The organism is [Borrelia] finlandensis, assembly GCF_030438365.2.
Taxonomy (GTDB): Bacteria; Spirochaetota; Spirochaetia; order Borreliales; family Borreliaceae; genus Borreliella; species Borreliella finlandensis.
This window is the reverse complement of the sequence record NZ_CP124070.1, coordinates 302,959-328,838: the sequence shown is the minus strand read 5'-3', so window position 1 is coordinate 328,838 and position 25,880 is coordinate 302,959. Positions and strand designations below refer to the sequence as shown.

The following is a 25,880-nucleotide window of genomic DNA, read 5'->3' as shown; positions in this document are numbered from 1 at the left end:
AAATTTTTATTTCTTAAATTATTATTTTTTATTATTTTCTATTTTATTTAATATTTTTTTAGCTAAAGGCTTAATCCATTTAGGCATTTCCATATTATTTCCTATTAACTCTTCAAAGATTTTTTTTGCTTTTTCTGTTTTCTTTGTTGTATAGTATATGAATGCAATTTCATATTTACCAGTAGCAACTATATTTGAATTGTGAGCAAAATTTTGAATCATTTTTTCGTATGCTTTTAAAGCAGAGTTATAATCATTAACATTGACAGCTTTTTGAGCTTCTCTGAGATAAACTCCATAAGGAGTTTCTTTTGTTAATTTTTCTAAGTTGATCGTATAGCAGGAAATAAATATTAAGTTTAGTAATATCAGCTTTTTCATTTCTGTCTCTTTTAGAATGTTTTTATTATTTAATTTTATTAGATATAAAATAAGAAAGCAAGGCTTAAAAGCCTTGCTTTATGATTGTTTTTGCTTATTTGGCAGGAATTATTATCTTCCAGTTAGAATGAATTAGATCCGGATTTTGTATTTTTTGTCTGTTGGCAAACCAAATTTTTGGCCACAAGTAAGGATCGTTGTATAATTTTTTGGAAATGCCCCATAGGGTATTGCCTATTTTTATTACGTAAAGCTCGCTGCTTGCATTGCTTTGATAAGCTTCAAGGTATCTTGCAGATTCTAAAAATAGTTCATTGGCAAGTCTAAAGTTTTTTACATTTTTAGCCTCAACCCCTTTTTCCCACAATGTTCTAGATCGCTCAATAAGTTCTAGTGTTTTGAATTGTTCTTGAGGTTTGGAGTTTTTTGCTATTTCTATCTTTTCTTCGTATGCGAGTACTATTGGAATTGAAGCTTCTGCTTCTCCAAGAAGATAAGTGTCTTTATTGGTATTTAAAAGGTTTAAGTGACTGTTTCTTTCTTTAATGAATGCTCTACCATTCCATGGGGATGGCTTTATAAGTTTATTATTGCTATAAATTGGCAAGTTGGAAGCCGCTTCAAGTGCTTTTAATTGTTTGTACATTCTCTCATCAGTTTCTTTTAAAGCTTTAGCTTCTTTGGCATTTTTTGCTGCTTGTTGTGCTCTGTTAAAGGCCTTGCTATACATGTCAAGGGCATTGTCAAGATCGTAATTTTTATATTTTCTTGTTGCTTCAAAATATAAATTATTTACTTCGTCAATTTCCAGCGGGATCCATATGTATGCTTCATTTGCTTCTGCATCGTTTAGATACTTTTCAATATTTTCTTTAAGGTAATTTGTTTTTTCTTTTTTTTCCCTCGTTTCTCTTATTATTGTTTTGTATCTTTCAAGTACTTTTAGAGCAATTTCATTTCCCTCTATTGCTTTTTTTTTGGAAAAACTTTGTTTCATTGCTTCTTCTAATCTTTCAGCTTCATTAAACTCTTTAGAATAAAAAAGATGTCCCCGTTCTCTTATTAGTTCATTTTTAATGTCTTTTATATCTCTTAATTGAAAATTTTTGTTATCTGGTTGTGCAATTTTAGCATTTTTACTCTCTCTTGATTCTGGAGGCGTTTTGCATGCGATAAAAGAGATTGCTACTGCAATTAGCAGCAGCGATATTAATTTATTCTTTATATTCATAAATACACCCTTCTAATAACTTGGCTTCTATTAATCTTTAAAGTAAGAACCTATAAATATTAAAGTTCTTACTTTTACTATTTTTATTAGTATAGCAATTATAGTATGTCAATAAAAACTTAATATTTTTAATTCTTAAATTAAATTATACTTCTTTTTTATCATTGTTCAAAGTGTAATAAATTTATGTAAAACAAGGTATAATTAAATTTATGAGTTTTTCAAAGATCAGGAGAACTATATTTTTAGAATATATCATTTTATACTTTTAATATTGCTTTCAAGTAGAGCTTTATTTTCTCAAGTGGCAGTTGTAAAAGAAATAGAAGGTAGAGTTAGTGTTGTTAGAAATACATTTCTTGTTAAGTTAGATTTAGATGACGAAATTTTTGAATATGATTTTATTGAGGTTGGAGAAAATTCAAAGCTTAAAATAAATTTATATGAAATAAATGGTATTTCTGCAGATTTAATTTTTTATTCCAATACAAATAGTTTTGTGTTTTATTCTTCTCTTAAAGATTTGCAAGACGCAAAAATATATTTATTTAGAGGAAGTGTTGATGCTATAGTTCATAACATTGTTAAAGGATCTTCATTTTCTGTTATAATAGATAATAACCTGTTTAAAGCCGAAAATACTTCAAAATTTTATGTCAATAGCGATTATTTTAATAATTGTTTTATTAATGTTTACAAGGGTAGCATCAGGCATATTAATAAAACTGAATATTTAATTTTTCCCAATACCAGTCTTTTGCTTTTTAATGGAAATTCTTTTTTACACAAAGTTAATGAAGGCACTTTAAAGGGTGTTAATCAAAATTTTATAAGGATGGCTAAAGATAATTTTATGTCTTTAAATAAGGGGTTTTTATATTTTTTTATTTTAAAATATATTGAGGATAGTTTTAGATTCAACTTTATGTATAATTATTTAATGAAAGATTTTAAATTTAATTCTATATATTCAAAATGGAGCCTGGAAGATAAAAATTATAAATTTGGTAACAGGGTTGATATGATTAAAAATGTTAATTATTTAAAGGGTAGAATCGGAGTGCTTTTTAATAATTTTGTTGATTTGGCTAATAGGTTTTATTTTGTAGATGATGTTTTGAAATATTTTCCCGCTTTTTTCGACAATTCAATAACTGTTAACGGGCCCATTTCAAAATTTTTAAAAGATTACAAAGCTAATAAAAATCTTTTAAAAAATAAGTTTTTTAAAACAATCCATTCTCTAAAGATGTATTTAAGACGCTCAAATGATGATATTACTAGTAATTTAAATGTTGATGAATTGTATTTATTGCGCCCTAGAGAGTTTTGATTTTTATATATTTAGCTTTATGTTAAAGTTATTTGTTAGATGACATGATATATTCTTTGAAAATTCAAATTGAAGAAGAAATTAACATATTTGTTTTTATTAGCTGTTTAAAACTATTAATATCAGCCATTTTTAAAAAAAATGAAAAATTTTCAAGTTTTATTATATTATTCAGCGGAATTTAAAATTCACATTCATAATTTGCTTAATATTTTATTAAATTTGGGTTGAGAATTTTTTTGCCAAAATTTTATCGTAAGGGGGAAAAATGCTTTCTTCAGTTGTTCGGACAATTAATTTTTTAATTAGTTTTGGCGGTTTTATTTTTTATAGCTTGTTATTGATTTTTTATTTGACTTTTATGGCATTAAAGTGAATTTAATAATAATTAATAAAAGGATGTTTTATTTTTATGAGTAAAAAGGCGTTTTTTAAAGGGTTTTGGATTTTATTTACGATATTTCATTTATATTTATTTGTTTATTTAATTTTTTTCAAGAAGCGAAAGGTTGATATTTCTAACAAAACTAATATTGCTTTATTTATTCCCGGGGTTATTTCAGGATCTCCATCTTATAAAGAAATGTATGATTCTTTGTTTGAATTTAAAAAAAATCACGAAAATCTTGAAATTAAAGTTTTAGAAGCTGGATTTAATCAAAGCGAGTGGATAGAAATGCTTGAAAAACTATTAACTTCAAAAAAATATGATTTTTTAATAACTACAAATAATGCTATGCAAGACATTGTTGACAGTGTTTCAAGTAATTATCCTAATACTAAGTTTCTCATTTTTGATTCTTTGGTTAAAAATACCAATAAGCAGGTTTATTCAGTTTCTTATAATGTAGCAGAAGAGGCATATATTTTAGGATATTATGTAGGACTTTTTTTAAAGGAATTTATTAAATCTGGCTTTGGAAATGCTGCTTTGATTGCAGGTCAAAATTATCCTGTTATGAATGATTATATTTATCGTTATTTCAAGAAAGGCATTCTTGATACTGGTATGAGATCTGAAGTTTATTATCGAGTTTTGGGCAATTGGTATGATAGCAATTTAGCTAAATTGTTATCAGACTCTTTGATTAAGGATTCGGGGGCTTTGGTAATACTTCCTATTGTGGGGCCTGCTGTTGAAGGAGTGCTTTCTTCTGTTAGAGAGAATAATATCTCTGCGGTTCTTTTTGATAGCGAAGATTATTTGGATAATAAAGAAAATATTATTGGTTCAGGAATTACAAATCAAAAATATTATGTTTCACATATTTTAGATAAAGCCCTTAAGTCAGAGATTAACTATGGAAATTCTGATATTTTTGGTATAAAACATAAAGGAGTTTTGTTTAATGTTTCGAATGTTTTTTATTTAGAGCAAACCAGTCAAAAGTTAAAAGAAGATCTTTTTAAAAAAATAGAAGAAGTTAGTGCAAATGGTATAAAAATTAATTTGGAACAAAATTAATGGTAGAGTTTAAAAACATAGTTAAGTATTTTCCAGATATTGACAAGCCTATTTTGGACAGTATTAATTTAAAAATTGGGGAAGTTAAAATTTTTACAGTAGTTGGTAAAAATGGAGAAGGGAAGAGCACTCTAGCCAAGATTATTGCCGGACTTATTGAATTTGATGAGGGTGAAATATTAGTAAATAGTATTAAGCAAAAAAATTGGAATGTAGATAAAGCTAAAAATAATGGTATTTATCTTGTTTCTCAAGTTCCTAATTTGAAAATGAATTTAAGAGTATGGGAATATTTGAGTATCTATTGGTTTGGTTATGAATTTTTCATGCCGATGAATAAATCTAAGACCTACAAATATTATAGATGGCTTATGCAATTTTATAAAATTTCTTTTGATTTAGATAAGAAAATTAAAGATTTAAATATTAAAGAGATTTATTTTTTACTTATTATTGCTGCTCTTAAAGAGAATGCAAAAATAATTATTTTTGATGAGAGTGCTGCTTATTTTTCTCAAAAAGAAGCGCAAGCTTTTATAAAATTGCTTGTATTGCTTAAGAAATCGGGAGTTGCGTCTCTTTTTATTACCCACAGTGAGATTACAGATGCTGTAAAATTTAGCGATGAGTTTATTATTTTAAAAGATGGAAAGTGTTTTAGAACAGTAAACAAAGAATCAATTTTAAGTAAACTTGAATCCTCTAGTGACAAAGCATTTGTTGCAAACATTAATTGCAACAAATTTGAAAAAGATCCTATTAAATTTAATTTGTTTTTTGAAGATTTTTGGAAGTACGATGTTAGTTTTTCTTTAAATAAAAGGGGTGTTTTAGGAATAATTGGTGAAGAAGCTGTAATTAAAACTTGGGAAAAATTATTCTTAGGAGAGCTTCTTTTTGTTGGGTGCATAAAAATTGATGGCATTAGATATGAGCGAATAAATATTTTTGAGTGTAAAGCGGGATTTTTACCCTTAGGTATTGGTAATTTATTCCCCGATAATAGCAGCATATTAGATAATTTTTTGGCCAAATTTATGAATTTTGAAAATAAAATTTTTATTAGGCAATCTTACATTAATCAAATTAAAGATTTTTTTAAAAAAAAAATGGAATTTTATAGCGAAGAGAAAATATATAGAATTCTTTATTCAAAATCTTTGGCATTTTCTGGAGGAACTTTGAAGAAATTTGCTCTTTATAGAGAGATGTATATTGCAAAAAGTTTTTTAATTTGTTTTTCTCCTTTGAGCAATTTAGATCACAAAGCTTATAATGAAATGTCTGTTGCTATTCGTAATTATTCAAAAGAAAAGCCAGTTCTTTTGATTACTTCCAATTTAGATGAATTGCTTTTGCTCTCTGATAACATTTTAGCAATGAAAATGGGAGGAATTTTGTTAAACGTATCTAGAGAAAAGATTAGTAAAGAAAAATTAAAGGAATTGCTATTTTTATGATCTTTTTTAGAAATAGCTTTATGGCATTAATTTTTTCTTTTTCAATATTAAGTATTAGCTATTTTTTCGGTGATTTTTTTCAATTTTCTTATATTAAGATGATATCTTGGCGCTTTATTTTATTTTTAATCATGGCTACGGGGATTGCTACTTGTGCCAAGAGTAATTCATTAAATCTTGGGAATGAAGGTCAGATTTATTTTGGGGCATTTTTAGTTTATATATTTTCAAGTTTTTTTGGATTAACCTATTTTAATTTTGTATTTTTGATACTTTTAAGTTCTTTTTTTGTAGGACTTTTAGGGCTTATTCCCTTTTTTATTACTTTTTTCTTCGGATTAAATAAAGCCTTAACAGGTCTTTTAATATCTTATGGAAATCAAAGATTGGTTGATGGATTTATTTTAAATATGTTAAAAACAGGTAGTTTTTCTAATCAGACAAAAAGGATTAATAGTTTGTTTGCTTTAGATTCATCACTTATTTACTTATTTTTGTTTGGTGTATCAGTTTGGCTTTTTTATGTTTTTATTCACAAAAAAACTATTTATGGTCTTCAGCTTGAAATATTAAGCAATAAAAAAAAGATAGACATTTTTTTCAATATAAATGAATTTAAATATAAGTTTTTCGCTGTATTTGGCAGTGCTTTTTTAAATGGTCTTGCAGGCTCTATGTTTGTAGTGTTTTTTAGACCATATTTGGTTTTAGGGCTAACTTCAGGACTTGGTTGGAGTAGTCTAATTGTTGCTGTAATTTCAGGATTTAATTATGTTTATGTATTATTTTTTAGCCTATTGTTTTCGATATTAATTGAATTTAATAATTTTCTTAATATAAATTATGACTTTAAGTATGAATTTATTGGGCTTTGTCAATCAATTGCTATTTTTATCTCTTTATTTTTGATTAAAGCTAGGAAAAAGTAGATGTTTAGTATTTTTGAGCAGGCCATTGTATTTTCGTATTTAGCACTTGGAGTTCTTTATACAGAGAAAATAGGATTTTTAAATGTATCTATTGAGGGCATTTCGTATCTTTCAATATTTTTAACATCTTTTTTCATCTATTTAGGATATGGAATTTTTATGTCAACCATTTTTACCCTTTTTATTAGTTTTTTGTTTGGATTTTTTTTATCTTTTGTAGTAAAAAAAAATTATGATATTTTTATAGCAGGAATAGGCATTAATATTTTTTGTTATTTTTTTGTTGATTATTTAATGAAGAGTAATTTTAATTTTATTCCTAGTTTTACTTTAAATTTATCTGGAAATTTTGAGATTTTTGTTTTTATTGCTGTTTTTTTCATTTTTTTATTTATTACTGTTTATGTTATAAGTTATTCAAGAATTAGAGCAGTGTTTGAATTTATCTCTTCGGGGAATTATGAAGACATTTTGGGCGAGAAAATAAGCAGTCGTTTCAAATCTTTTGCAATTTTTGTATCAATTTTCACAGCAAGTCTTGCTGGCTCATTTATTGCGGTAAGTCTTAATGCCTACTCTTATAATTTAGGATTAAACAATGGTTGGCTTGCTGTTTGCATTCTTTATATTGCATTTTCAAATCCTTTATTAATTTTCCCAATTTCTTTTTTGATAGTTTTTTTTGAATATCAATTTTTTCGTACTCAAGAGTATGTAAATTCTTATTTTTCTCTTTCTTTTCAATTTTATGTAGCAATAATAATAAATATATTGGTTTCGTTGATTAAGAGAAAAGATGGATCTTAGTTTAAGTTCTGCATGTTGTGTTTTGAATTGTTTTTAGAGTGCTGATTTGTAGATATAATTCTTCTAATTTTTTTCTATTAAAATGATAGAAGGGTATTTGTTTTATTATTTCTAAATTATTTAAAAAAATTATAAACAATGTGTCGTCATTAAGTGCTAATTGAAACGTTGAAGATAATATTGCATTGAATACTGCATTTTCATTGTTTGTAAAATGATAAATACTTTTTTTAAAAAGGGCATCAATTGCTATAAATATGTTTTCTCTGAACAATTCTTTATCGCTTTGGAAAAATTTAATTATATAGTCCATTGAATTTTTAACTTCTCCTATTAAAAAGTATGCCCAAGAGATATCTAAAAAGTTCTTTTTATCTTTAAAGTCTATTATTTTTAAGTAATCTTGAGATTTAATAATTGCTTTTTTCCAGTTTTTATTTAAATATTCTAATTCTGAGAGCAAAAGATGAGCATCAGCTTGATTTTTATCCATGTTAATTATTTTTGTTAGACTTTCTATTGCTTTATTATATTTTTTTGAATCTTTTAGCAACATTGATTTTTGGTAAAGTTTTTCTATTGTATATTTGTTTGCTTTTTCATCAAGTTTTAATATTGATGTTGTTGTAGTAGGGCAAATATTTATAATCAAGCCATAGAAAAGTATCATTATTATTATTTTTTTCATTATATTCCTTCTTTTATTTGCTCAATAGTATCTATTAGTAGATTTTTATATCTATTTGTTAGTGGGTATAAATTGAGTTCGTTTTTAAACTCGTTTAAGTATTTTAAGGCAACAATAGTTGAATTTTTTATTGATTTTGATGAGTTTATCATTTCTGTTAGTTTAAATATTTCTTTTCTTGCTTTAGTAGTTTTGGTATTTTTTATTTTATTGAATTTTGAAATAATTTTTGGTTCAAACTTTTTTTCTTGTAAAAAATAAATTATTGGCAAGCTTTTTTTCCCTTCGAGTAAATCATCTCCGAATTCTTTACCATTAATTTTATTTTTAATGTTTTTAATATCATCTATTATTTGGAAATAAACACCAAGTTTTAAAAATGTACTGTAAATTTTTTTCGCCTTGTCTTCATTATTTGTGAGTATTGCAGCTAGAAAGCTGGCCATTCCAAAAAGTGAAGCTGTTTTTAATTCTACTAAAGAGATGTATTCTTTAATGCTTGGGATGTATGACTCATTGTGAAATTTAATATCAATTCCTTGTCCTAGGTGAAGATTTGAAAGAGTTGTAAAGAAATTTTCATAAATTAGTAATTTTTGATTTTCTTTTAAATTTGATCTTTCTATTAATTTTGCAGGTAAAAAATAAATTAAATTGCCAGCATTTATACTGTTATCTATTCCGTAGATTAAATGTACTGCTGATTCACCGCGTCTTTTTAGTGAATTGTCTTCAATGTCATCAATAATCAAGCTTCCAGAATGAGGAAGTTCAAGCAGCAAGCTTAATTTATATATTAGTTTGGTATTTTTTTCTTTTAAACCTAATGCATATGCTAAAAGAATCATTATCATTGGTCTTATTCGTTTTCCGCCCCTATTAACAATTTCAATTGCCGGTGCTTTAATATAATCAAGGGTTTTCTTTTTTATTTTAAAAGTAAATTTTAAATCGTTATCTTTGAATAAATTTAGAAAATTAGTTGTTGAAAAGATTTTATTAATATTTTTTTCAATATTTTTTAAAAATAGTTTATTTTGCATAATAAGAATTATAATGAAAAAGTATAATAAAGTGTATTAAAGGGATTGATGTGTATCGCTTGGATGATGAGTATTCTAAAAAAGCCAAAAGAGAAGGATATTTGGCAAGGTCTGTATACAAGTTGATAGAAATTAATGAAAAATTTTCTTTATTTTCTTCTGGCAATGTTTTAGATATTGGTGCATCACCTGGCAGCTTTTCTCAGTATGCTTATAAAAAGCTTAAAAGAGGAATTCTAGTGTCTGTTGATATTAATGATATTGGTCTTAGATATGATGATAATTTTTATTTTATAAAGGGAGATATCTTTTCAGATGATACAGTTTTTAAAATTAATACGTTTAGACCCTATAGTCTTGTAATTAGCGATGTGGCTCCCAAGACTACTGGAAATAGACTTGTAGATACCAGCAATTCTTTTAATTTAAGCATGAGAATAATAGATTTATCACTTGAAGTTTTACTTAAAAAAGGGAATTTACTTGTTAAAGTTTTTCAGGGAGGAGACGAGATGCAAATTTTTAAAAAGTTTGAAAAATATTTTAAATTTGTAAAAAAAATTAGACCCAAAGCTGTAAGGAAAAATTCTTTTGAAATTTATTTTTTAGGCAAAAGTTTTGGCAAGTAGCAAATTAATCAAATTGTTATAAACAAATTTAAAGGTATAAAATATGTTTAGAAAAGAAAGTTCTAAAGACAGCAGATCACAGCTTCAAGTTGCAGGTTTTAAAATAGGAAAAGAAAGCTATGGGGTGTCAATAGAGCACATTAGAGAAATTATTAAAGTTCCATCAGAAGGAGTTTATGCTATACCAAATGTTCCTGAATATATTATAGGTATTTATAATCTTAGAGGCAGTATTATTCCTTTAATTAATTTAAATATTAAATTTGGAGTTCCTTCTATTTCGGTAACAGAAGAAGATATGCTTTTAACAGGATACTTAATAGTTAAGATTAAAAATAAGCTTTTAGGCATTTTTGTTGATAGAGTTCTTAAAGTTATTAGTTTTGATGATTCTAGGATTCAAGAACCTCCCGCTACTTTACAAACTTTAGATAGAAAATATATATCTGGAGTTGTAAAGCTTGACGAGGCTGATAATCTTGAGAGTGAATACTTAGTATTAATTGATATAGCAAAAATTTTTGATAAATGCGAATTTGACGATATTCCCTATAAAGATCAACATGAAGAATAAAGTTCTTCTTTGCATTAATACTTTAAAGTCGGGAGCTAGTATTTTAGGCAATGATGTTAAAGTTTATTTAGAAACCAAGTATTTTGTTGAGGTAGTGTTAGTAGATGTTAGCAGACCTTTATTTTCTTTCCCAAAAGAAAATTTTCTTTTTTTGATAACTTTAGGAGGAGATGGTACAGTTCTTTTGGCTGTTAATTTGCTTCTTGAAGATGAAAATATTGATATTCCAATTATTTCAATTAATATGGGCAATGTGGGATTTTTAGCAGATATTAAGATTGAAGATTTTAAAAAAGTCATAGATAGATTTTTTAACAATTCTTTGGTTATTAATAAAAAATTTTTGCTTCATGTAGCAGTTTCTCAACATGGTAAAGATTTAATTTCTAAATATGCTTTAAACGATATTATTATTCGCTCAAGCGTTCTTAATAAAATGATTTATGTAGATCTTATGGTTAATTCTGAGAGTTTTTTATCATACAAAAGTGATGGGATAATTGTGTCTACTCCAACAGGCTCAACAGGGTATTCTTTCTCAGCGGGGGGGCCTATTTTAGAAGCAGATCTTGAGGGATTTTTACTTACGCCTATTTCTCCACATTCTGTTTATAATCGTTCTTTTGTGTTTTCTAAATTAAGTAAACTTTCTATTTCTTTTTCAAAGGAATATTTTATAGCAGCAGCAGCAATTTTTTTGGATGGGATTAATTTTGGTTCTTTCGGGGTTGACGTTGTTTTTGAATTTAAAATTTCTTCTCAAAGCTTGAATTTTGTTTCATTTTGTACGGATACTTTTGTTAAGAGATTAAAAAACAAATTATTGTAAGTTCAATGTTTTTTAAACAGTGTTCTTTTTAATAAAAATTTTTCTTGGCTGTTATTTGAATGTTTGGTTTAATCTAATCCTTAATAAGGCTAGAGGATTTTACATGTTTTATTATAAGGATTTTAATGTTTTGTTGATTCACAGAGTTAATTTTTAAAGGGTGTTTTTTATAAATTTATAACTTGTTAAAATATTTAATATATTTTTTGCTAAAATCAATATATTAGATAGCTGATAAATCACCCTTTTATGAGTTTTAGGCAGGTGTTTATGGATTTAATTGATAATGAAAATTATGAAAAAATAGTGTACATTAATAATCTTGTTTTAAGGACTTTAAATGATATAGCAGCTATAAAAGAGACTGGCGAATTTACATCAAATGCTAAACTTTCATTTAATCTTATTGATTTCAATTTAAATGTTTTAAGTTATATTTCTTCTTTAAATTATTTTTATACTAGGCCTAGATTGAAAGTAAATTATTCTATAAAAAAAATTTTGTCTGGGTTGATTTCTGATTTTAGTTTAGTTATTAGCCCTGTTCTTAGCATTACTCCAAGAGAGTTGATTGAAATGCCTCAGGCTCTTAATTTAAATCCAGAAGAGAGGTTTTTAATTATTAAAAAATTAGGCTATTTAATTGATTTGGCTAAAATTTTTAGCAAAAAAGATTCTAAAACGCTTGTTTTTCTTGAGGATATGTATCTCAAATTTATTGTTTTTTCTAAAAATATTATTGATTTTAGAGATTTTTCTAAGAATTTAAAACTTGAGAGTCCTTATTATAAATTTCAATTTGAACACCTTATTAAAGTGTTGGAGCTTTTAGAAGAAGGAGCTTTTATTTTAAGGGGCAAATATGAGATTAGTGGATCTCATGAATTTGGACTGCATTCTCTTGGTTATCTTGAAGCTGGAAGGGCTTTGGCTACCATAGCCTCTCAAAAAGAAGCTGCTGAAAAATTTTCAAGGTTTCATGGAGTTTGGTCTTCAAAGTTTAGTTCAGACTTAATTAAAGTAAAATAGATAAATTAAAGTGGGGGAAAAAGTAGTTATATTGAGTTTTAATGTAGAAGAGGGCACTATTAAATTCAAAAAATTAAAATTTTTTTTGATTCTAAGTTTGTTTTTATTATTTATAATTTTGATTGATTTTTTTATAAGATCCACTATGAATGTATCTAATTTTTATGATTTTAAGAATTTTGAAAATAAATCTGATTGTAAAAATATAAATTTAAGCAAGAATGTTTTTGTATCAAATAAGGTTTTAAGTCTTAATTTAGGGGAATCTTGTTATTCCCCTTTAAGTGATAACTTAATAAGTTATTCAGACTATTATTATGTTCTTTTTAATTCCGGTGAGGATTATTCTGTTTTTTCTGTTAAAGACAATAAATTTTTATTTACACTCAAGCTAAAGGATTTTGTTTTTGCAATAAATAATTTAATTTTTACTTTCAACAATTTATATAAAACTTTAGAAGTTTATGATTCTAGTGGAAATAATATACTAATGCTCAATTTTTTGTCCTCAATTTTAAGTGTGGACTATAATAATGAAATTTTGGTTTTGGGACTTTCTAATGGTGAGATTTATATATATAAACAGGGTAAGATAATTTATATGGAAAATTTTTTAGAGAGAAAATTTCCAACATGTTTTGTTAAATTAAGTTCTGATAATAAATATTTGGTTTCACTAAAAGGTAATTCTGAGTATTTTTTAGAAATAATTGATTTAGAGAATAATTATAAAAAAATTTTAGAATTAAACAATTTAACTATTAATAGTTTTGAGACTTTTATAAAAATAGATGATTATCATAATTTGTTTATTGAGGCCAAAAATTCACTTGCGGTGATAAATATTAAAAGTGGTAAAATATTTAAGGTTGAAAATAAAAATTCTATTTTAAGAGTGTCATATGATTATTTTCAAAATATTTATAGAGTATATTTTTATTCTGAGAGTGAAAAAATCATTAATATAAAAACTTATTCTGCAAATTCTTTTAAATTGTTTGATAATATTTTTATTAAAGATGAAATAAGCTCTTTTGTTGAATTTGGAAAAGGACTTTTGTATTTTAATAGTAATAATGATTTAAAATACTTGGGATTGGCTCAGTGATTTTAATTGTTTTTATATTTTTCTTTAATATTTTAGATTTATATTCATTTTTGGAATTTAGAAATGATGAAAAGTTTGCTTTAATTAAAGATTTTGGTGTGTTGGATAATAATAAATTGAATATTGGCCTAAGGTTAAGGCCCTTGGAAAAAAATGTATCTGTTTTTTCCAATAATTATAAAATTTTATATTCAAAAAATAGTTTAAATAGGGATGGCAGTATTTTAATTATTTTTGATAATGATTTAAATCTAAATTTAGAGGTTTTTGGGAGCTTTTTTTATAAGCTTGGAAAAATTTTTTTAAAAGATGAAAAGAGTGTTATTGATTTGGTAGTTAATGATCCTAGTGCTAAAAAAATTATCAATCCTTTGTTTATTATCAAAAATAGGAATAATGTGGTTGCTGAGACAGTTTATACATTGGATAGGGTTTTTTTAAAAGGAAAGGGTGATGATGAAAGATTGGAATTATCAAAAAATATAAATTTAAATGTCGATTCTGGTCAATACAGTCTTTTGTTATATTTTCATACTCAAAAAGTAGAATCTTTTGAAAATTCTCTTAAAGGAATTTATTATTTTGAAGCTATTTTGAATAATAAAAGTATTCTTCGTTCAGATTTTCAAAATATTTTTTTGATTAAAAATACACATACCTTAGCTCAAGAGAAAAATTATGGGTTAGATATTTTGAATATTAAAAAAGATGGGGGATGCCTTAAGATAAATGATCTTAATTTTGTTAAGGGTAAGAATGAGCTTAAAATAAAATATGGCGATGTTTATGGAAATGAAAAAAAAATAATTTATAGGTTTAAATTAAATGAATAATAATGCTTTTCATTTTCCAGTGCTTCTTGATGCAATTTGTAAGCTTATAGAAGATTTGCCCGTAAAAAGTGATTTAATATACATTGATTCTACTCTTGGAGAAGGTGTTCATGCAAAAGCTATTCTTGAGAAATATGACTTTTTAAGTTTGGTTGGAATTGAAAGAGATCCTCAAATTTTAGAAAGAGCAAAGCATTTTCTTTCTATTTTTGAAGAGAGAATTACATATTTTAATGATTGGTTTGATAATTTTTTCGTCAATTATCCTTTAAATGTCAAAGCCAATTTTATTTTGGTTGATCTTGGTATTTCTATGTTTCATTACAAGGGCAGTAAAAAAGGATTTTCTTTTCTTGAAGATGAGCCTTTAGATATGAGACTTTGTTCTTCTTCTTGCAAAATTAGTGCGTCTGAGATTGTAAACACTTTTAGTAAATATGACCTTGAAGCTTTAATTTATGATTTAAGCAATGAACATTATTCTAGAAGAATTTCTAAAGCTATTATAGAATATAGAAAAATTAAAAAAATAGAAACCACAAAAGAGCTGCAATCCATAATAAGCAAAGTTTATCCTTTTTCAAAAGTTAAAATAAATCCAGCTACAAAAACTTTTCAAGCGTTAAGAATTTATGTGAATGATGAGCTTGCTCGGCTTAAAAGGAGCTTGCCTTTTTGGGTAGAAAATTTAGCCAAAGATGGAATTTTAGCCATTATTACGTTTCATTCAATAGAGGACCGTATTGTAAAAGATTTTTTTAGAGGCTTGAGCTGTGATTTGTATGCTAAGATCTCAAAAAAGCCCATTATGCCAAGTTTTGATGAGATTAAAAAAAACAAACCTTCAAGGAGTGCAAAACTTAGAGTTATAAAAAAATTATGAACAGCATAAGTAAGATTGAATTTAAAGTTTATTGTATTTTAGTTTTGATACTAACAGTTATATTGTGTTTTAATATTTATTTAAATTTCAGATATGTTGTAAAGCTTAGGGAATTTAATCGCTTAGACAATGAACAGGAAAATATTATTGATGATAATTTAAGGTTGCTGACGGTAATATATGAGCTTGAAAATATTGATAGAATAGAGAGTTTTTGTTTTGGAGAATTAAATTTGGAAAAAAAAGCTAATGAAGATATAAATATTTTTGTTGAGTAAAAGATTTTAGAATGAGGTTTGAGTGCGTATAAAGATTAAGGATATTTTAATCTCTTCTAAAGATGTGAAATTTGTGGGGAATATAAAAAATATTGAAAGAGTAGTGTCTTTTTATTCGTTAGATAGTCGCGAAATAAAGGATGATAATATCAATGATAGTCTTTATTTTGCGTATAAGGGAAATAAAGTAGATGGATTTTCTTTTGTTAAATATTTAATTGATCTGGGTGTTAAATGTTTTGTATGTTCAAGAGAGCATGAATCTGAGTGTATTAAATATTTAAATGACAATGAAGAGTTAGTTTTTTTGCTTACAAGTAATGTAATAAAACTTCTTCAAACTTTGGCATCGTTTTTAATTGAAAAAACAAGCTTTAAAAGAATTGCTATTACGGGTAGCAATGGCAAAACCACAACTAAAGAGATGCTTTATAGTATACTTTCAAAGAAATACAAAACTTACAAAACTTGGGGCAATTTAAATTCTGACATTGGGCTTCCTCTTAGTATTTTAAGGGTAGAGGGTAATGAAGAATATGCTGTTTTTGAAGTTGGAGTTAGTTATGTTGGAGAAATGGATCTTTTATCCCAAATTTTAAAACCAGAAATTGTTATTATTACTAATATAAGCTGTGCACATATGCAAGCTTTCAAGGAGTTACAAACTATTGCTTTTGAAAAAAGCAAAATAATTGGCAAAAACATTGAAATCTTTGTTGTAAATGAAATGAATGATTATTGTGTTTATCTTGAAAAAAGAGCAAAAATCGCAAATCCAAATGTTAAAATCGTTTATTTTGATTTTGAAAATCTTAGTATTAAATCATTTTCTTTTTTGGAGGGGAAATTCTCTTTTGATTTTGTTTACAAAGGGTTTGAATACTCTATTTTATTGCTGGGTCGGCATAATATTTTTAATGCAATAGGGTGTATTAATTTGGCCTTATTTTTAGGAATGAGAGAAAAAGAAATAAAAGAGGGCCTTATTGAAACTGCTTTTCAAAAAGGTAGAGCAGAAATTTTGACAAAAAATGGATATTTGATTTTAAACGACTCTTATAATGGTAATATGGGTTCTTTTATGGCCTTAAAAAATATGATTTTGGATCTTAATATTCAAAACAAAAAGTTTATAGTTCTTGGGTCTTTTAAAGAGCTTGGGGAATTGGCATACAAAACTCACAAAGATTTAATCCAAGAGGCTGTTTCAATGAATTTTGATAAAATTTTTCTAATTGGCGAAGAATTTTTAGATGTTAGGGATTCTGAGAATTTAGTTGAAAAGTGTTTATATTACTTTAGCGAGTTTGATAAATTTATTGATTTTTTTTTAAAAAGCTTGGAACCTTCAGTTTTTATTGTCATTAAGGGCTCAAGGTTTAACAGGCTTGAGAGAATTTTAAATTATATTTAGATGATAGTGGGGTTTTTATGTTTTACCTTTTAGGTTTGCGTTTGCTCAAATATATTACCTTTAGAATGGCTTATGCTACAATTTTTGCATTTTTACTTTCTTTGATTGTGGGTCCTTATATTATTTTAAAGTTAAAAAAATTAAGAGCTGATCAGATTTTAAGAGAAGATGGCCCTAAAAGACATTTGAGTGAAAAAGCAGGAATTCCTACCATGGGGGGCATTCTTATTTTTTTTTGTGTTTTTATCTCTTTAGTATTTTGGAGCAATATTTTAAATGTTTATTTTTTGATTATGGTTTTTGTTATGCTGGGATTTGCTTTTTTGGGCTTTATAGATGATTTTTTAAAAATCAAAAAGAAAACCTCAGATGGACTTAAAGCTCGATTTAAGATTTATGGACAAATAATATTTTCTTTTTTTTCTGTTGGCATTCTATATTATTTTGGTGGTGAGCATGTTAGTGTAATCTATTTTCCTTTTATTAAGTCTTTTCAAATAGATTTGGGGTTATTTTACATTCCTTTTGGCATGTTTATTTTAATTTCTGCTTCTAATTCTTTCAATCTAACAGATGGGCTTGATGGACTTGCAATTGGATTGAGTATAGTTATAACAGGGGCTTTAATAATAATAGCTTACCTTACAAGTAGAGCTGATTTTGCAGCTTATTTACATATTCCAAATATTAAAGGTTCTGAAGAGCTTGTAATATTTCTTGGGGCCTTGCTTGGGGGTAGTTTTGGATTTTTATGGTTTAATGCCTATCCTGCTAAAATTATGATGGGAGATACAGGTAGTCTGGCTTTGGGGGCCATTCTTGGAATGGCAGCTTTGATTTTAAAAAGTGAAATACTTTTTTCAATTCTTGCGGGTGTTTTTATTATTGAAACTATGTCTGTAATTATTCAAGTTTTGGTTTACAAAAAAACCAAAAAAAGAGTATTTAAAATGGCTCCACTTCACCATCATTTTGAAGAACTTGGGTGGTCTGAAATGCAAGTTGTTATTAGATTTTGGATAGTAGGGTTAATATTTGCTATAATTGCTTTAAGCACGATAAAAATCAGATAATTTATTATGGTTGTAGAGATAAATTCACTTAGGACATGTTATTTGCTTGTTTTGCTGCTATTAGTAGCCTATGGCCTTGTAGTTTTTTATACTTCTTCCTTTTTCCTAAGCTTAGAATTGACAGGTAATCCAAATTTTTTATTTTTCACAAGACTTAATTATCTTTTTTTAAGTTTTATAGTTTTTCTTGTTTTTGAAAGGATTTCTTTAAATTTTTTAAAAAAATCAATATTTCCTGTATTGATTATAACTCTTTTTTTAATTATGGCAACTTTTTTATCTCCAAGTATTTCTGGAGCAAAGAGATGGATATTCTTTCAAGGTGTTAGCATTCAACCTTCTGAGATTTTTAAAATATCTTTTACTATTTATCTTTCAGCTTATTTGAGTAAGTTTGACCCAAGAAAAAACAATGGTATTGCATACTGGATAAAGCCAATGTTAATTTTTGCAATTTTTTGGGTGTTAATAATTTTGCAAAACGATTATTCAACAGCTATTTATTTTGCCATTCTTTTTTTTATTGTTTTGTTTGTTTCTAATATGGCATTTAGCTATGTTTTTGCTATTGTGGTTACTTTTTTACCAGTTTCTGCTATATTCTTGATGCTTGAACCTTATAGGGTTTCTAGAATTTTTGCCTTTCTCAATCCTTACGATGATCCTTCTGGCAAAGGTTACCAGATAATAGCATCTCTTAATGCTTTAAAAAGTGGGGGAATTTTAGGTAAAGGGCTTGGAATGGGAGAGGTAAAACTTGGAAAATTACCAGAGGCTAATTCGGATTTTATTTTTTCAGTTCTTGGAGAAGAATTAGGATTTTTGGGTGTTTTGTTTGCCATAAGCTTGTTTTTTTTGTTTTTTTACTTTGGTTATTTTATAGCTATTCATTCTAATAGTAGGTTTAAATTTTTTATTGCATTTATTTCAAGTCTTGCAATTTTTCTTCAAAGCATGATGAATATTTTAATTGCAATCGGTCTTTTGCCTCCCACAGGGATAAATTTACCATTTTTTTCATCTGGGGGATCTTCTATTATTGTTACCATGGCACTGTCTGGCCTTATTTCAAATGTTTCAAAAAATTTAAGTAATAATTGATTGGATTTTTTTAGTAGTGTAAATTGAGTTAGGTTATGATTTTTGAGAGAAAATTTTTAATTAAGTATATATATTTCTTGACGTCTTTAATTTTTTTTGAAATAATAATTAACATTTTTGCATCTCCTTATTTTTTGATTAGGTATATTAGTATCAATAATGATATTTCTCTTTCTAAAGAGGATATAATCAAGATTTCAGGAATCAAGCCCAATACGTATTATCATAATGCTAATGTTAGAATATATGAAGAGAATCTTAAAAAAGATTTAAGGGTAAAGGATGTTAAAGTTGATCTTAAGTTTCCCAATAAAATTAATATTAAAATAGAAAAAAGAATACCGATTGCTGTTGCTTTAGAAAACGTAAATGGTAATATTACTTATTATTGTATTGCATCAGATGGTGTAATTTTGGAAAAGAGTAAGCATTTAATTTATGATTTACCCGTAATTAGCGGATTAGTTTTAAATGACAACAATATAGGAGATTTTCTAGAGGATAGAATGCTTAATATTGTAAGAGGCCTTGATTATCTTAAAATAAATCAAAAATATTTGTATAATTTAATATCAGAGGTCAATTTTTTAAAATTGAATTTCTATGATTATAATGTAATTTTGTATATTAAAAGTATATATAATAAAATATTGATAACAGTTGATATGAATTTAATGGATGTGATGCATAAAGTGTTTCTTGCGGTTAATTTACTTAAAGGAAAGCCCGGCGTTATAGATTTAAGAAGCGGTGATATCATTTTGTTAGGAGAAAGTTAGTGTCTAGGAATTTGATAGTAGGTTTAGATGTTGGAACTTCAAAAATTTGTACTGTTGTTGCCGAGGTAAATTTAAATGATCAATTAGAAATAGTTGGAATAGGCACTAGTATATCAAGAGGAGTTAGGAAGGGAGTTTTAATAAATATTGAGGCGGCTCTTGATTCAATATCTAATTCTATTGAGGCTGCAGAGCTCATCTCAGGATGTGACATTACATCACTTTCAGTTTCTATGTCTGGAAGCAGTGTTGAGGGGACTAATTCACGCGGTGTTGTTGCAATAAATTCAAAAACAAGAGAGATTAACGAAGAAGATGTTGAAAGGGTGATTGAAGCAGCAAAGGCAATTGTTATTCCAATGGATAGAGAAATTCTTCATGTTATTCCTCAAGAATTTATTGTAGATGGGATACCCCATATAAAAAATCCAATAGACATGATGGGTATTCGCCTTGAAGGAGAGGTACACATTATTACGGGCTCTAGTTCTTCTAGTCAGAATTTAGTCAGATGCGTAAATCGAGCTGGCTTTGCCGTTGATGAGGTTGTTCTTGGAAGCCTAGCTTCATCTTATGCAACTCTTTCCAAAGAAGAGCGTGAGATGGGAGTTTTATTTATTGATATGGGTAAAGGGACAACAGATATTATTCTTTATATTGATGGTTCTCCTTATTATACAGGCGTAATTCCTATTGGTGTTAATAGAGTGACTCTTGATATTGCGCAAGTTTGGAAGGTTCCTGAGGATGTTGCTGAAAATATTAAAATAACAGCTGGCATTGCTCATCCGTCTATTCTTGAGAGTCAAATGGAAACTGTAATTATTCCAAATCTTGGAACTCGACCTCCTCAAGAGAAAAGTAGAAAAGAGCTGTCTGTAATAATTAATTCAAGACTGAGAGAAATTTTTGAAATGATGAAAGCGGAAATACTTAAGCGCGGACTTTATAATAAAATTAATGGTGGAATAGTTTTAACAGGTGGAGGAGCTTTATTCCCAGGCATTTCTAATTTAATAGAAGAAGTATTTAATTATCCTGCAAGAATAGGTTTGCCAATGAGTATTAATGGAATTGGAGAAGAGCATATAGACCCCAAGTTTTCTTCAGCTCTTGGTCTTGTTCTTTATAAGCACGAGCAACAAAAATTCAATAAATTAAAGAAGGTAAGCAGTAAAGTTAAAAGAAAAAATAAAATATCTTCAAAGTTGAAAGGTTGGTTTTTGAAAGAATGGTTTTGACCAATCATGGAGGAAGCGTTAATGAAAGATTATAATATGATTGATAGCCATACAAGAAGATTTGATTCTACTACAAATCCTACAATTCTTAAGGTGATTGGTGCGGGCGGAGGAGGTAGTAATGCTGTTAATCGTATGATTGAATATGGAGTAAGAGATGTTGAATTTATTGTGGCTAATACTGATCTTCAGGCTCTCCAAACCTCTATTGCTCCCATAAAAATTGCCCTTGGAGCAAAAGTTACAGCAGGGCTTGGTGCTGGGGGAAAGCCTGAGATTGGGCAAGCTGCAGCAGAGGAAGACATAGATGTTATACGCAACCATCTTTCTGGTGCCGATATGGTGTTTATTACTGCTGGTATGGGGGGCGGGACAGGAACCGGAGCAGCTCCAGTTATTGCGCAAGTTGCAAAAGAGCTTGGTATTTTAACAGTTGGAGTTGTAACAAAGCCTTTTAAGTTTGAAGGTCCTAAGAAGTTGAGACTTGCTGAGCAGGGAATAAATAACTTAAGAAAGTCTGTAGATACATTGATTATTATTCCAAATCAAAAGCTTTTAACTGTTGTTGACAAAAGAACCACCATTAAAGATGCTTTTAAGCGTGCAGACGATGTTCTTAGAATGGGCGTTCAAGGTATTGCAGGGCTTATTATTGAGCATGGAGAGGTTAATATTGATTTTGCCGATGTTAAAAGTATTATGCAAGGCCAGGGCGATGCTTTAATGGGAATAGGATATGGCAAAGGCGAAAATAGAGCTGTTGATGCTGCAACTTCTGCCATTAGTAATCCATTACTTGAGGAAGTTCGTATTGAAGGGTCTAAAGGGCTTCTTGTTAATGTTACTGGCGGAGATGATTTTTCATTGCTTGAACTTGAAGAGATTATGGGGATAATCACGGTTAGTGTTGATGATGAGGCTACTGTAATATATGGGCATGCTATTAATTCGAATCTTGAAGATGAAATTTACGTTACAGTTGTTGCTACAGGCTTTGCATCTAAAAAGCAAAAAGAAATATCTAGTGCACCAGAAAATAATACTTTAAGTTCCAAAGAGTTTGATACTTTAATGTCAGGCAATCAAAATGCTCCTTCTGGATCTTATGAGCAACAAGATTCTTCTTTTGCGGCAAAGTCCAAAAATGTTAATTATTTTGATGATGACATTGATGTTCCAACATTTCTTAGAAATTTAAATAAAAAAAGTAGCGATGATTAGGTGAAAATTTTGTGGTTAATAATTCTTGTTAATTTATTTTTATCTTGTGGTAATGAGTCTAAAGAAAAATCAAATCTTGGGCTTAGATTAAGAGATTTGGAAATTTCAGGTGGTGGATCTGAATCTAAGATTGAAGTTTATAAAGAATTTATTGAAAAAGAAGATAAAAATATTTTAAAGATAGTTAATTCCATTGATAAGAAAGCCAGATTTTTTAATTTAATTGGTCTTGAATTTTTTAAGCTTGGTCAGTACGGACCTGCTATTGAATATTTTGCTAAAAATTTAGAAATCAATTCCAATAATTATTTATCTCATTTTTATATAGGTGTTGCTTCTTATAATTTAGCTAAAAATTTAAGAGTAAAAGATGAAGTTGAAAAATACATAATTCTTGCTGAAAATTCTTTTTTAAAATCACTTTCAATTAGAGATGATTTTAAAGATTCTCTTTTTGCCATTTCTAATATGTACGTATATGATCTTGATAAACAACTTGAAGCTAAAAATTATTTAAATAAACTTGGTGATATGGGTGAGGACTATTTTGAGTTTTTAATGTTAAGAGGTGCAAATTATTATTCGCTGGGCGATCTTGGTAATGCTATATTGTTTTATGATAAAGCTAGTAAAAAGGCTTCAACTGAAGAGCAAAAAGAAGGTGTTTCTAGGATCATGAGTAATTTGAAGTAATTATTTATGATGAAATTGCTTTATATTGATAATTTGAAATTTTTAAAAGGCAAAGAAAAATTAAAACTTTTTAATAATTTTGATTTTAATAATGTTATTAAATTGACCCAGAAGGACATTGAGTCTTATTTTCTAAAATCATTTAAAAGATTGTTTGGGTTGCCCGATCTAAAATTAGTAGAGTTGCAAGAAAAAGTTATTCAAAGGACCAAGGCCAAAGTTGCTATTCTGGGGTCTAAGTTTTATCCTAATAAGCTTAAAAGAATCTATGACCCTCCTTTTGCTATTTACTACAAGGGCAATTTACCAGATTGTTCTTTATTGTCTTGGGCTGTTGTTGGTTCTAGAAAAATTAGTAAAACTCTTGCTGAGAGAACAAGGGAATTTTCTTCACATCTTGCAAAAAATGGTGTAGAGATTATTTCTGGATTTGCAATTGGGGCAGATATTGAGGCTCATATAGCTGCAATAAATGAGAATAAGAGAACATTTGCTGTTATTCCAACAGATATTGATAATATTTATCCTAAGCAAAATCGAAAATATGTTTTCAAGCTTTTAGAACAAGGTGGAGGAATAATTACTGAGACTTTGCCATTTGATAAAATTCAAAATTATTTTTTTGCCAAAAGAAATAGATTGGTCTCAGGCCTGTCAGATGCTATTTTTATAACATATGCGCCCTTGAAATCAGGAGCTTTAATTACAGCTGAGCTTGGTCTTGACTTAGGACTTGATGTTTATGTTTATGATTTAGATTTTTGTGGTGATGGAGCTGTAAAATTGCATGATTTTGGTGCGCAAGAAATAAAAACCGTTAAGGATCTTTATGCTTTATTAAATATTAAATATGTAGATTCCAATAATATTGAAGATGATTCTAAAGAGTGTTGTGATTGTAAAAATGTATCTGATGTTCTTATTGGGGAACTTTTAAAAGAGGTATATAAATAGGGGGTAATATGAGCTTTAAAGGAACCACAGTTATTGCAATAAAAAAAAATGGTAAGACTGTGGTGGCAGCAGATGGACAAGTAACTTTTGGACATACTGTTTTAAAGAGTAATGCTATTAAAATACGAAAATTGCTTAATGGGAAAATTTTGGCAGGATTTGCAGGTTCAACATCTGATGCAATTACTCTTTTTGAAAAATTTGAAGAAAAAATCAAAGCAAAAGGCGATGGTTTGATTGACATTAAAAGGGCGGCTGTTGACCTTGCAAAAGATTGGCGTTCTGACAAAATACTTCATAAGCTTGAGGCTATGATGCTTGTTGCTGATTCTAACAATATTCTTTTGATTTCTGGTACTGGTGATGTTGTTGAGCCTGAAGAGGATGTTATTTCAATTGGCAGTGGTGGCAATTATGCATATTCAGCAGCTCTTGCTTACATGGAGAACAAAAAATTAAGTGCTTTTGAGGTTGCGCTTAGATCTTTAAAAATAGCAGCAAGAGTGTGTATATATACTAATTCTAATATTGTGCTTGAGGAGATTGAAAATGAATAAATTAGAAGAGCACTATATAGTTCCCAAAGATGTAGTTGCAGAACTTGATAAATATATAATAGGTCAAGACGAAGCTAAAAAATTAGTATCAATTGCTCTTGTTAATAGATATATAAGGTCTAGGCTTCCAAGAGAAATAAAAGATGAGGTAATGCCTAAAAACATTATTATGATTGGATCAACTGGCATTGGGAAGACTGAGATTGCAAGAAGACTTTCTAAATTAATTAAAGCTCCTTTTATTAAAGTTGAGGCTACAAAATATACTGAGGTTGGTTATGTTGGTCGTGATGTTGAATCTATGGTTAGAGATTTAATGGGCATTGCAGTTAATATGGTAAAAGAAGAGATGTATAGTACTGTAAGAGATGATGCTTTAGTAAGAACAGAGGAGAGAATAGTTGATAGTCTTTTTAAGGGATCTAGTAATTCTGAGAATATGGATCCAAATGAAATAAAGGCGGAAGAAAAGGTAAAAGAGAAGCTTAGAAAAAAGCTTAGAGCAGGTGAGCTTGATGATACTACTATTGAAATACAAATTTCTAGTAAAATGCCATTTTCTACAATAGAAATATTTACGGGTGGTAATTTTGAAGAGATTGATATGGGAATTGGCGGTTTGCTGGGCAATATATTTGATAGAAAAAAGAAAAGAGAATTGAAGATTAAAAAAGCAAAGGAAATAATATTGGCAGAAGAGCTTGAGAAATTGGTCGATCACGAAAACATTTCAGATATTGCAAAATCTAAAGTTGAAAATATGGGAATTATTTTTATTGATGAGATCGATAAAATAGCTGCTAAGAATAGGAGTGGCAATGATGTGTCCAGAGAAGGTGTTCAAAGAGATATTTTGCCAATTATTGAAGGTTCTAAAGTTAATACAAAATATGGAATAGTTGATACTTCTCATATTTTATTTATTGCAGCAGGAGCATTTAATTTAGCCAAACCCTCTGATTTAATACCCGAGCTTCAAGGAAGATTTCCTATTAAGGTTGAACTTAAGAGTTTAAGCATAGACGATTTGAAAAAAATTTTAAAACAAACAAAAAATTCTTTAATAAAACAATATGTTGCGATGTTTAAGGTTTATGATTTAGATTTAAAGTTTAGTGAGGAGGCTATAGATAGAATTGCAGAGCTTACTTTTAATATGAATCTTGAGAGTGAAAATCTTGGTGCCAGAAGACTTCATGGTGTTATGGAAATAGTGCTTGCAGATCTTTTTTTTGAAGTGCCCGGCAGTAAGTTGAAAAAATTTGAAATAAACTTGGACTATGTTAATAAAAAAATACAAATTAACGAACAAAAAGATTTGAATTATTATATAATTTAGTTAAAAGC

At 27.8% G+C, this 25,880-nt stretch carries 27 protein-coding genes; 23 read left to right on the top strand and 4 right to left on the bottom strand.

The genetic code is table 11. From position 1 onward, the window contains the following. Positions 1-21 precede the first annotated feature (21 nt). Together bamD and QIA19_RS02140 are read right to left on the bottom strand one after the other, a co-directional pair. Positions 22-381: an outer membrane protein assembly factor BamD gene (bamD, locus tag QIA19_RS02145; RefSeq protein ID WP_301365508.1), complete on the bottom strand. Its 360-nt coding sequence runs from the start codon at positions 379-381 to the stop codon at positions 22-24. A gap of 94 nt (positions 382-475) precedes the next feature. Further along, positions 476-1,612 carry a LysM peptidoglycan-binding domain-containing protein gene (locus QIA19_RS02140; protein ID WP_301365507.1) on the bottom strand — a complete coding sequence of 379 codons (1,137 nt, stop codon included), beginning with the start codon at positions 1,610-1,612 and terminating at the stop codon, positions 476-478. A gap of 274 nt (positions 1,613-1,886) precedes the next feature. Between QIA19_RS02140 and QIA19_RS02135 the strand changes: the two genes are divergently transcribed. The 5 genes from QIA19_RS02135 to QIA19_RS02115 all read left to right on the top strand — a co-directional run bounded on the left by QIA19_RS02135 (position 1,887) and on the right by QIA19_RS02115 (position 7,606). Next, a complete protein-coding gene (locus QIA19_RS02135) occupies positions 1,887-2,945 on the top strand; it encodes a hypothetical protein (RefSeq protein WP_008882718.1) in 1,059 nt (352 codons plus the stop codon). Between the two features lie 412 nt (positions 2,946-3,357). Further along, positions 3,358-4,410, top strand: coding sequence for a BMP family ABC transporter substrate-binding protein (locus QIA19_RS02130; protein ID WP_301365505.1), 1,053 nt, complete (start codon positions 3,358-3,360; stop codon positions 4,408-4,410). Then, complete coding sequence (locus QIA19_RS02125; RefSeq protein WP_301365503.1) at positions 4,410-5,870, top strand: ATP-binding cassette domain-containing protein; 1,461 nt, start codon at positions 4,410-4,412, stop codon at positions 5,868-5,870. Before QIA19_RS02130 ends, QIA19_RS02125 begins: the two co-directional genes overlap by 1 nt. Further along, complete coding sequence (locus tag QIA19_RS02120) at positions 5,867-6,799, top strand: ABC transporter permease (protein WP_002664871.1); 933 nt, start codon at positions 5,867-5,869, stop codon at positions 6,797-6,799. The genes QIA19_RS02125 and QIA19_RS02120 overlap by 4 nt, the downstream gene beginning before the upstream one ends. After that, positions 6,800-7,606, top strand: a complete 807-nt coding sequence (locus QIA19_RS02115) for an ABC transporter permease (RefSeq protein WP_301365500.1) — start codon at positions 6,800-6,802, stop codon at positions 7,604-7,606. Position 7,607: 1 nt separating this feature from the next. Here QIA19_RS02115 and QIA19_RS02110 read toward each other — a convergent pair whose 3' ends face one another. Together QIA19_RS02110 and QIA19_RS02105 are read right to left on the bottom strand one after the other, a co-directional pair. After that, entirely contained in the window at positions 7,608-8,294 is a 687-nt protein-coding gene (locus QIA19_RS02110) for a tetratricopeptide repeat protein (protein ID WP_301365499.1), read from the bottom strand. After that, complete coding sequence (locus QIA19_RS02105; RefSeq protein ID WP_301365498.1) at positions 8,294-9,337, bottom strand: polyprenyl synthetase family protein; 1,044 nt, start codon at positions 9,335-9,337, stop codon at positions 8,294-8,296. Before QIA19_RS02105 ends, QIA19_RS02110 begins: the two co-directional genes overlap by 1 nt. A gap of 50 nt (positions 9,338-9,387) precedes the next feature. Between QIA19_RS02105 and QIA19_RS02100 the strand changes: the two genes are divergently transcribed. From QIA19_RS02100 to hslU, 18 genes are all read left to right on the top strand, one after another. Then, positions 9,388-9,966: an SAM-dependent methyltransferase gene (locus QIA19_RS02100; protein ID WP_008882734.1), complete on the top strand. Its 579-nt coding sequence runs from the start codon at positions 9,388-9,390 to the stop codon at positions 9,964-9,966. A 43-nt stretch (positions 9,967-10,009) separates the two neighbouring features. Further along, the gene (locus QIA19_RS02095; protein WP_008882745.1) at positions 10,010-10,540 is read left to right on the top strand and encodes a chemotaxis protein CheW; all 531 of its coding nucleotides are present in this window, start codon (positions 10,010-10,012) and stop codon (positions 10,538-10,540) included. Then, entirely contained in the window at positions 10,530-11,369 is an 840-nt protein-coding gene (locus QIA19_RS02090) for an NAD(+)/NADH kinase (RefSeq protein WP_301365494.1), read from the top strand. Before QIA19_RS02095 ends, QIA19_RS02090 begins: the two co-directional genes overlap by 11 nt. A 270-nt stretch (positions 11,370-11,639) precedes the next feature. Continuing rightward, the gene (locus QIA19_RS02085) at positions 11,640-12,398 is read left to right on the top strand and encodes a hypothetical protein (protein WP_301365492.1); all 759 of its coding nucleotides are present in this window, start codon (positions 11,640-11,642) and stop codon (positions 12,396-12,398) included. Between the two features lie 31 nt (positions 12,399-12,429). Continuing rightward, positions 12,430-13,506 carry a hypothetical protein gene (locus QIA19_RS02080; RefSeq protein WP_301365490.1) on the top strand — a complete coding sequence of 359 codons (1,077 nt, stop codon included), beginning with the start codon at positions 12,430-12,432 and terminating at the stop codon, positions 13,504-13,506. After that, positions 13,503-14,339, top strand: coding sequence for a hypothetical protein (locus QIA19_RS02075; RefSeq protein ID WP_301365488.1), 837 nt, complete (start codon positions 13,503-13,505; stop codon positions 14,337-14,339). The genes QIA19_RS02080 and QIA19_RS02075 overlap by 4 nt, the downstream gene beginning before the upstream one ends. Then, positions 14,332-15,222 carry a 16S rRNA (cytosine(1402)-N(4))-methyltransferase RsmH gene (gene rsmH, locus QIA19_RS02070; RefSeq protein ID WP_301365486.1) on the top strand — a complete coding sequence of 297 codons (891 nt, stop codon included), beginning with the start codon at positions 14,332-14,334 and terminating at the stop codon, positions 15,220-15,222. Before QIA19_RS02075 ends, rsmH begins: the two co-directional genes overlap by 8 nt. After that, positions 15,219-15,500 (top strand): hypothetical protein, encoded by a 282-nt coding sequence (locus QIA19_RS02065; protein ID WP_008882728.1) that lies wholly within the window; start codon positions 15,219-15,221, stop codon positions 15,498-15,500. The genes rsmH and QIA19_RS02065 overlap by 4 nt, the downstream gene beginning before the upstream one ends. Before the next feature lie 22 nt (positions 15,501-15,522). Next, the gene (locus tag QIA19_RS02060; protein WP_301365483.1) at positions 15,523-16,914 is read left to right on the top strand and encodes a UDP-N-acetylmuramoyl-tripeptide--D-alanyl-D-alanine ligase; all 1,392 of its coding nucleotides are present in this window, start codon (positions 15,523-15,525) and stop codon (positions 16,912-16,914) included. A gap of 17 nt (positions 16,915-16,931) precedes the next feature. After that, on the top strand, positions 16,932-17,987 hold the full coding sequence (gene mraY, locus QIA19_RS02055) for a phospho-N-acetylmuramoyl-pentapeptide-transferase (protein ID WP_301365481.1): 1,056 nt from the start codon (positions 16,932-16,934) through the stop codon (positions 17,985-17,987). Positions 17,988-18,029: 42 nt separating this feature from the next. Beyond that, positions 18,030-19,088 (top strand): putative lipid II flippase FtsW, encoded by a 1,059-nt coding sequence (ftsW, locus tag QIA19_RS02050; protein ID WP_008882686.1) that lies wholly within the window; start codon positions 18,030-18,032, stop codon positions 19,086-19,088. Between the two features lie 35 nt (positions 19,089-19,123). Next, positions 19,124-19,867: a cell division protein FtsQ/DivIB gene (locus QIA19_RS02045; RefSeq protein ID WP_301365479.1), complete on the top strand. Its 744-nt coding sequence runs from the start codon at positions 19,124-19,126 to the stop codon at positions 19,865-19,867. Next, positions 19,867-21,108: a cell division protein FtsA gene (gene ftsA / locus QIA19_RS02040; RefSeq protein ID WP_002656287.1), complete on the top strand. Its 1,242-nt coding sequence runs from the start codon at positions 19,867-19,869 to the stop codon at positions 21,106-21,108. The genes QIA19_RS02045 and ftsA overlap by 1 nt, the downstream gene beginning before the upstream one ends. 21 nt (positions 21,109-21,129) lie before the next feature. Then, the gene (ftsZ, locus tag QIA19_RS02035) at positions 21,130-22,329 is read left to right on the top strand and encodes a cell division protein FtsZ (RefSeq protein ID WP_002657741.1); all 1,200 of its coding nucleotides are present in this window, start codon (positions 21,130-21,132) and stop codon (positions 22,327-22,329) included. Further along, complete coding sequence (locus tag QIA19_RS02030) at positions 22,330-23,022, top strand: tetratricopeptide repeat protein (protein ID WP_301365475.1); 693 nt, start codon at positions 22,330-22,332, stop codon at positions 23,020-23,022. A gap of 9 nt (positions 23,023-23,031) precedes the next feature. Beyond that, positions 23,032-23,976 (top strand): DNA-processing protein DprA, encoded by a 945-nt coding sequence (gene dprA / locus QIA19_RS02025; RefSeq protein WP_301365461.1) that lies wholly within the window; start codon positions 23,032-23,034, stop codon positions 23,974-23,976. Positions 23,977-23,984: 8 nt separating this feature from the next. Continuing rightward, entirely contained in the window at positions 23,985-24,533 is a 549-nt protein-coding gene (gene hslV, locus QIA19_RS02020) for an ATP-dependent protease subunit HslV (RefSeq protein ID WP_002556895.1), read from the top strand. Continuing rightward, positions 24,526-25,872, top strand: a complete 1,347-nt coding sequence (gene hslU / locus QIA19_RS02015) for an HslU--HslV peptidase ATPase subunit (RefSeq protein WP_301365458.1) — start codon at positions 24,526-24,528, stop codon at positions 25,870-25,872. The genes hslV and hslU overlap by 8 nt, the downstream gene beginning before the upstream one ends. Positions 25,873-25,880 lie beyond the last annotated feature (8 nt).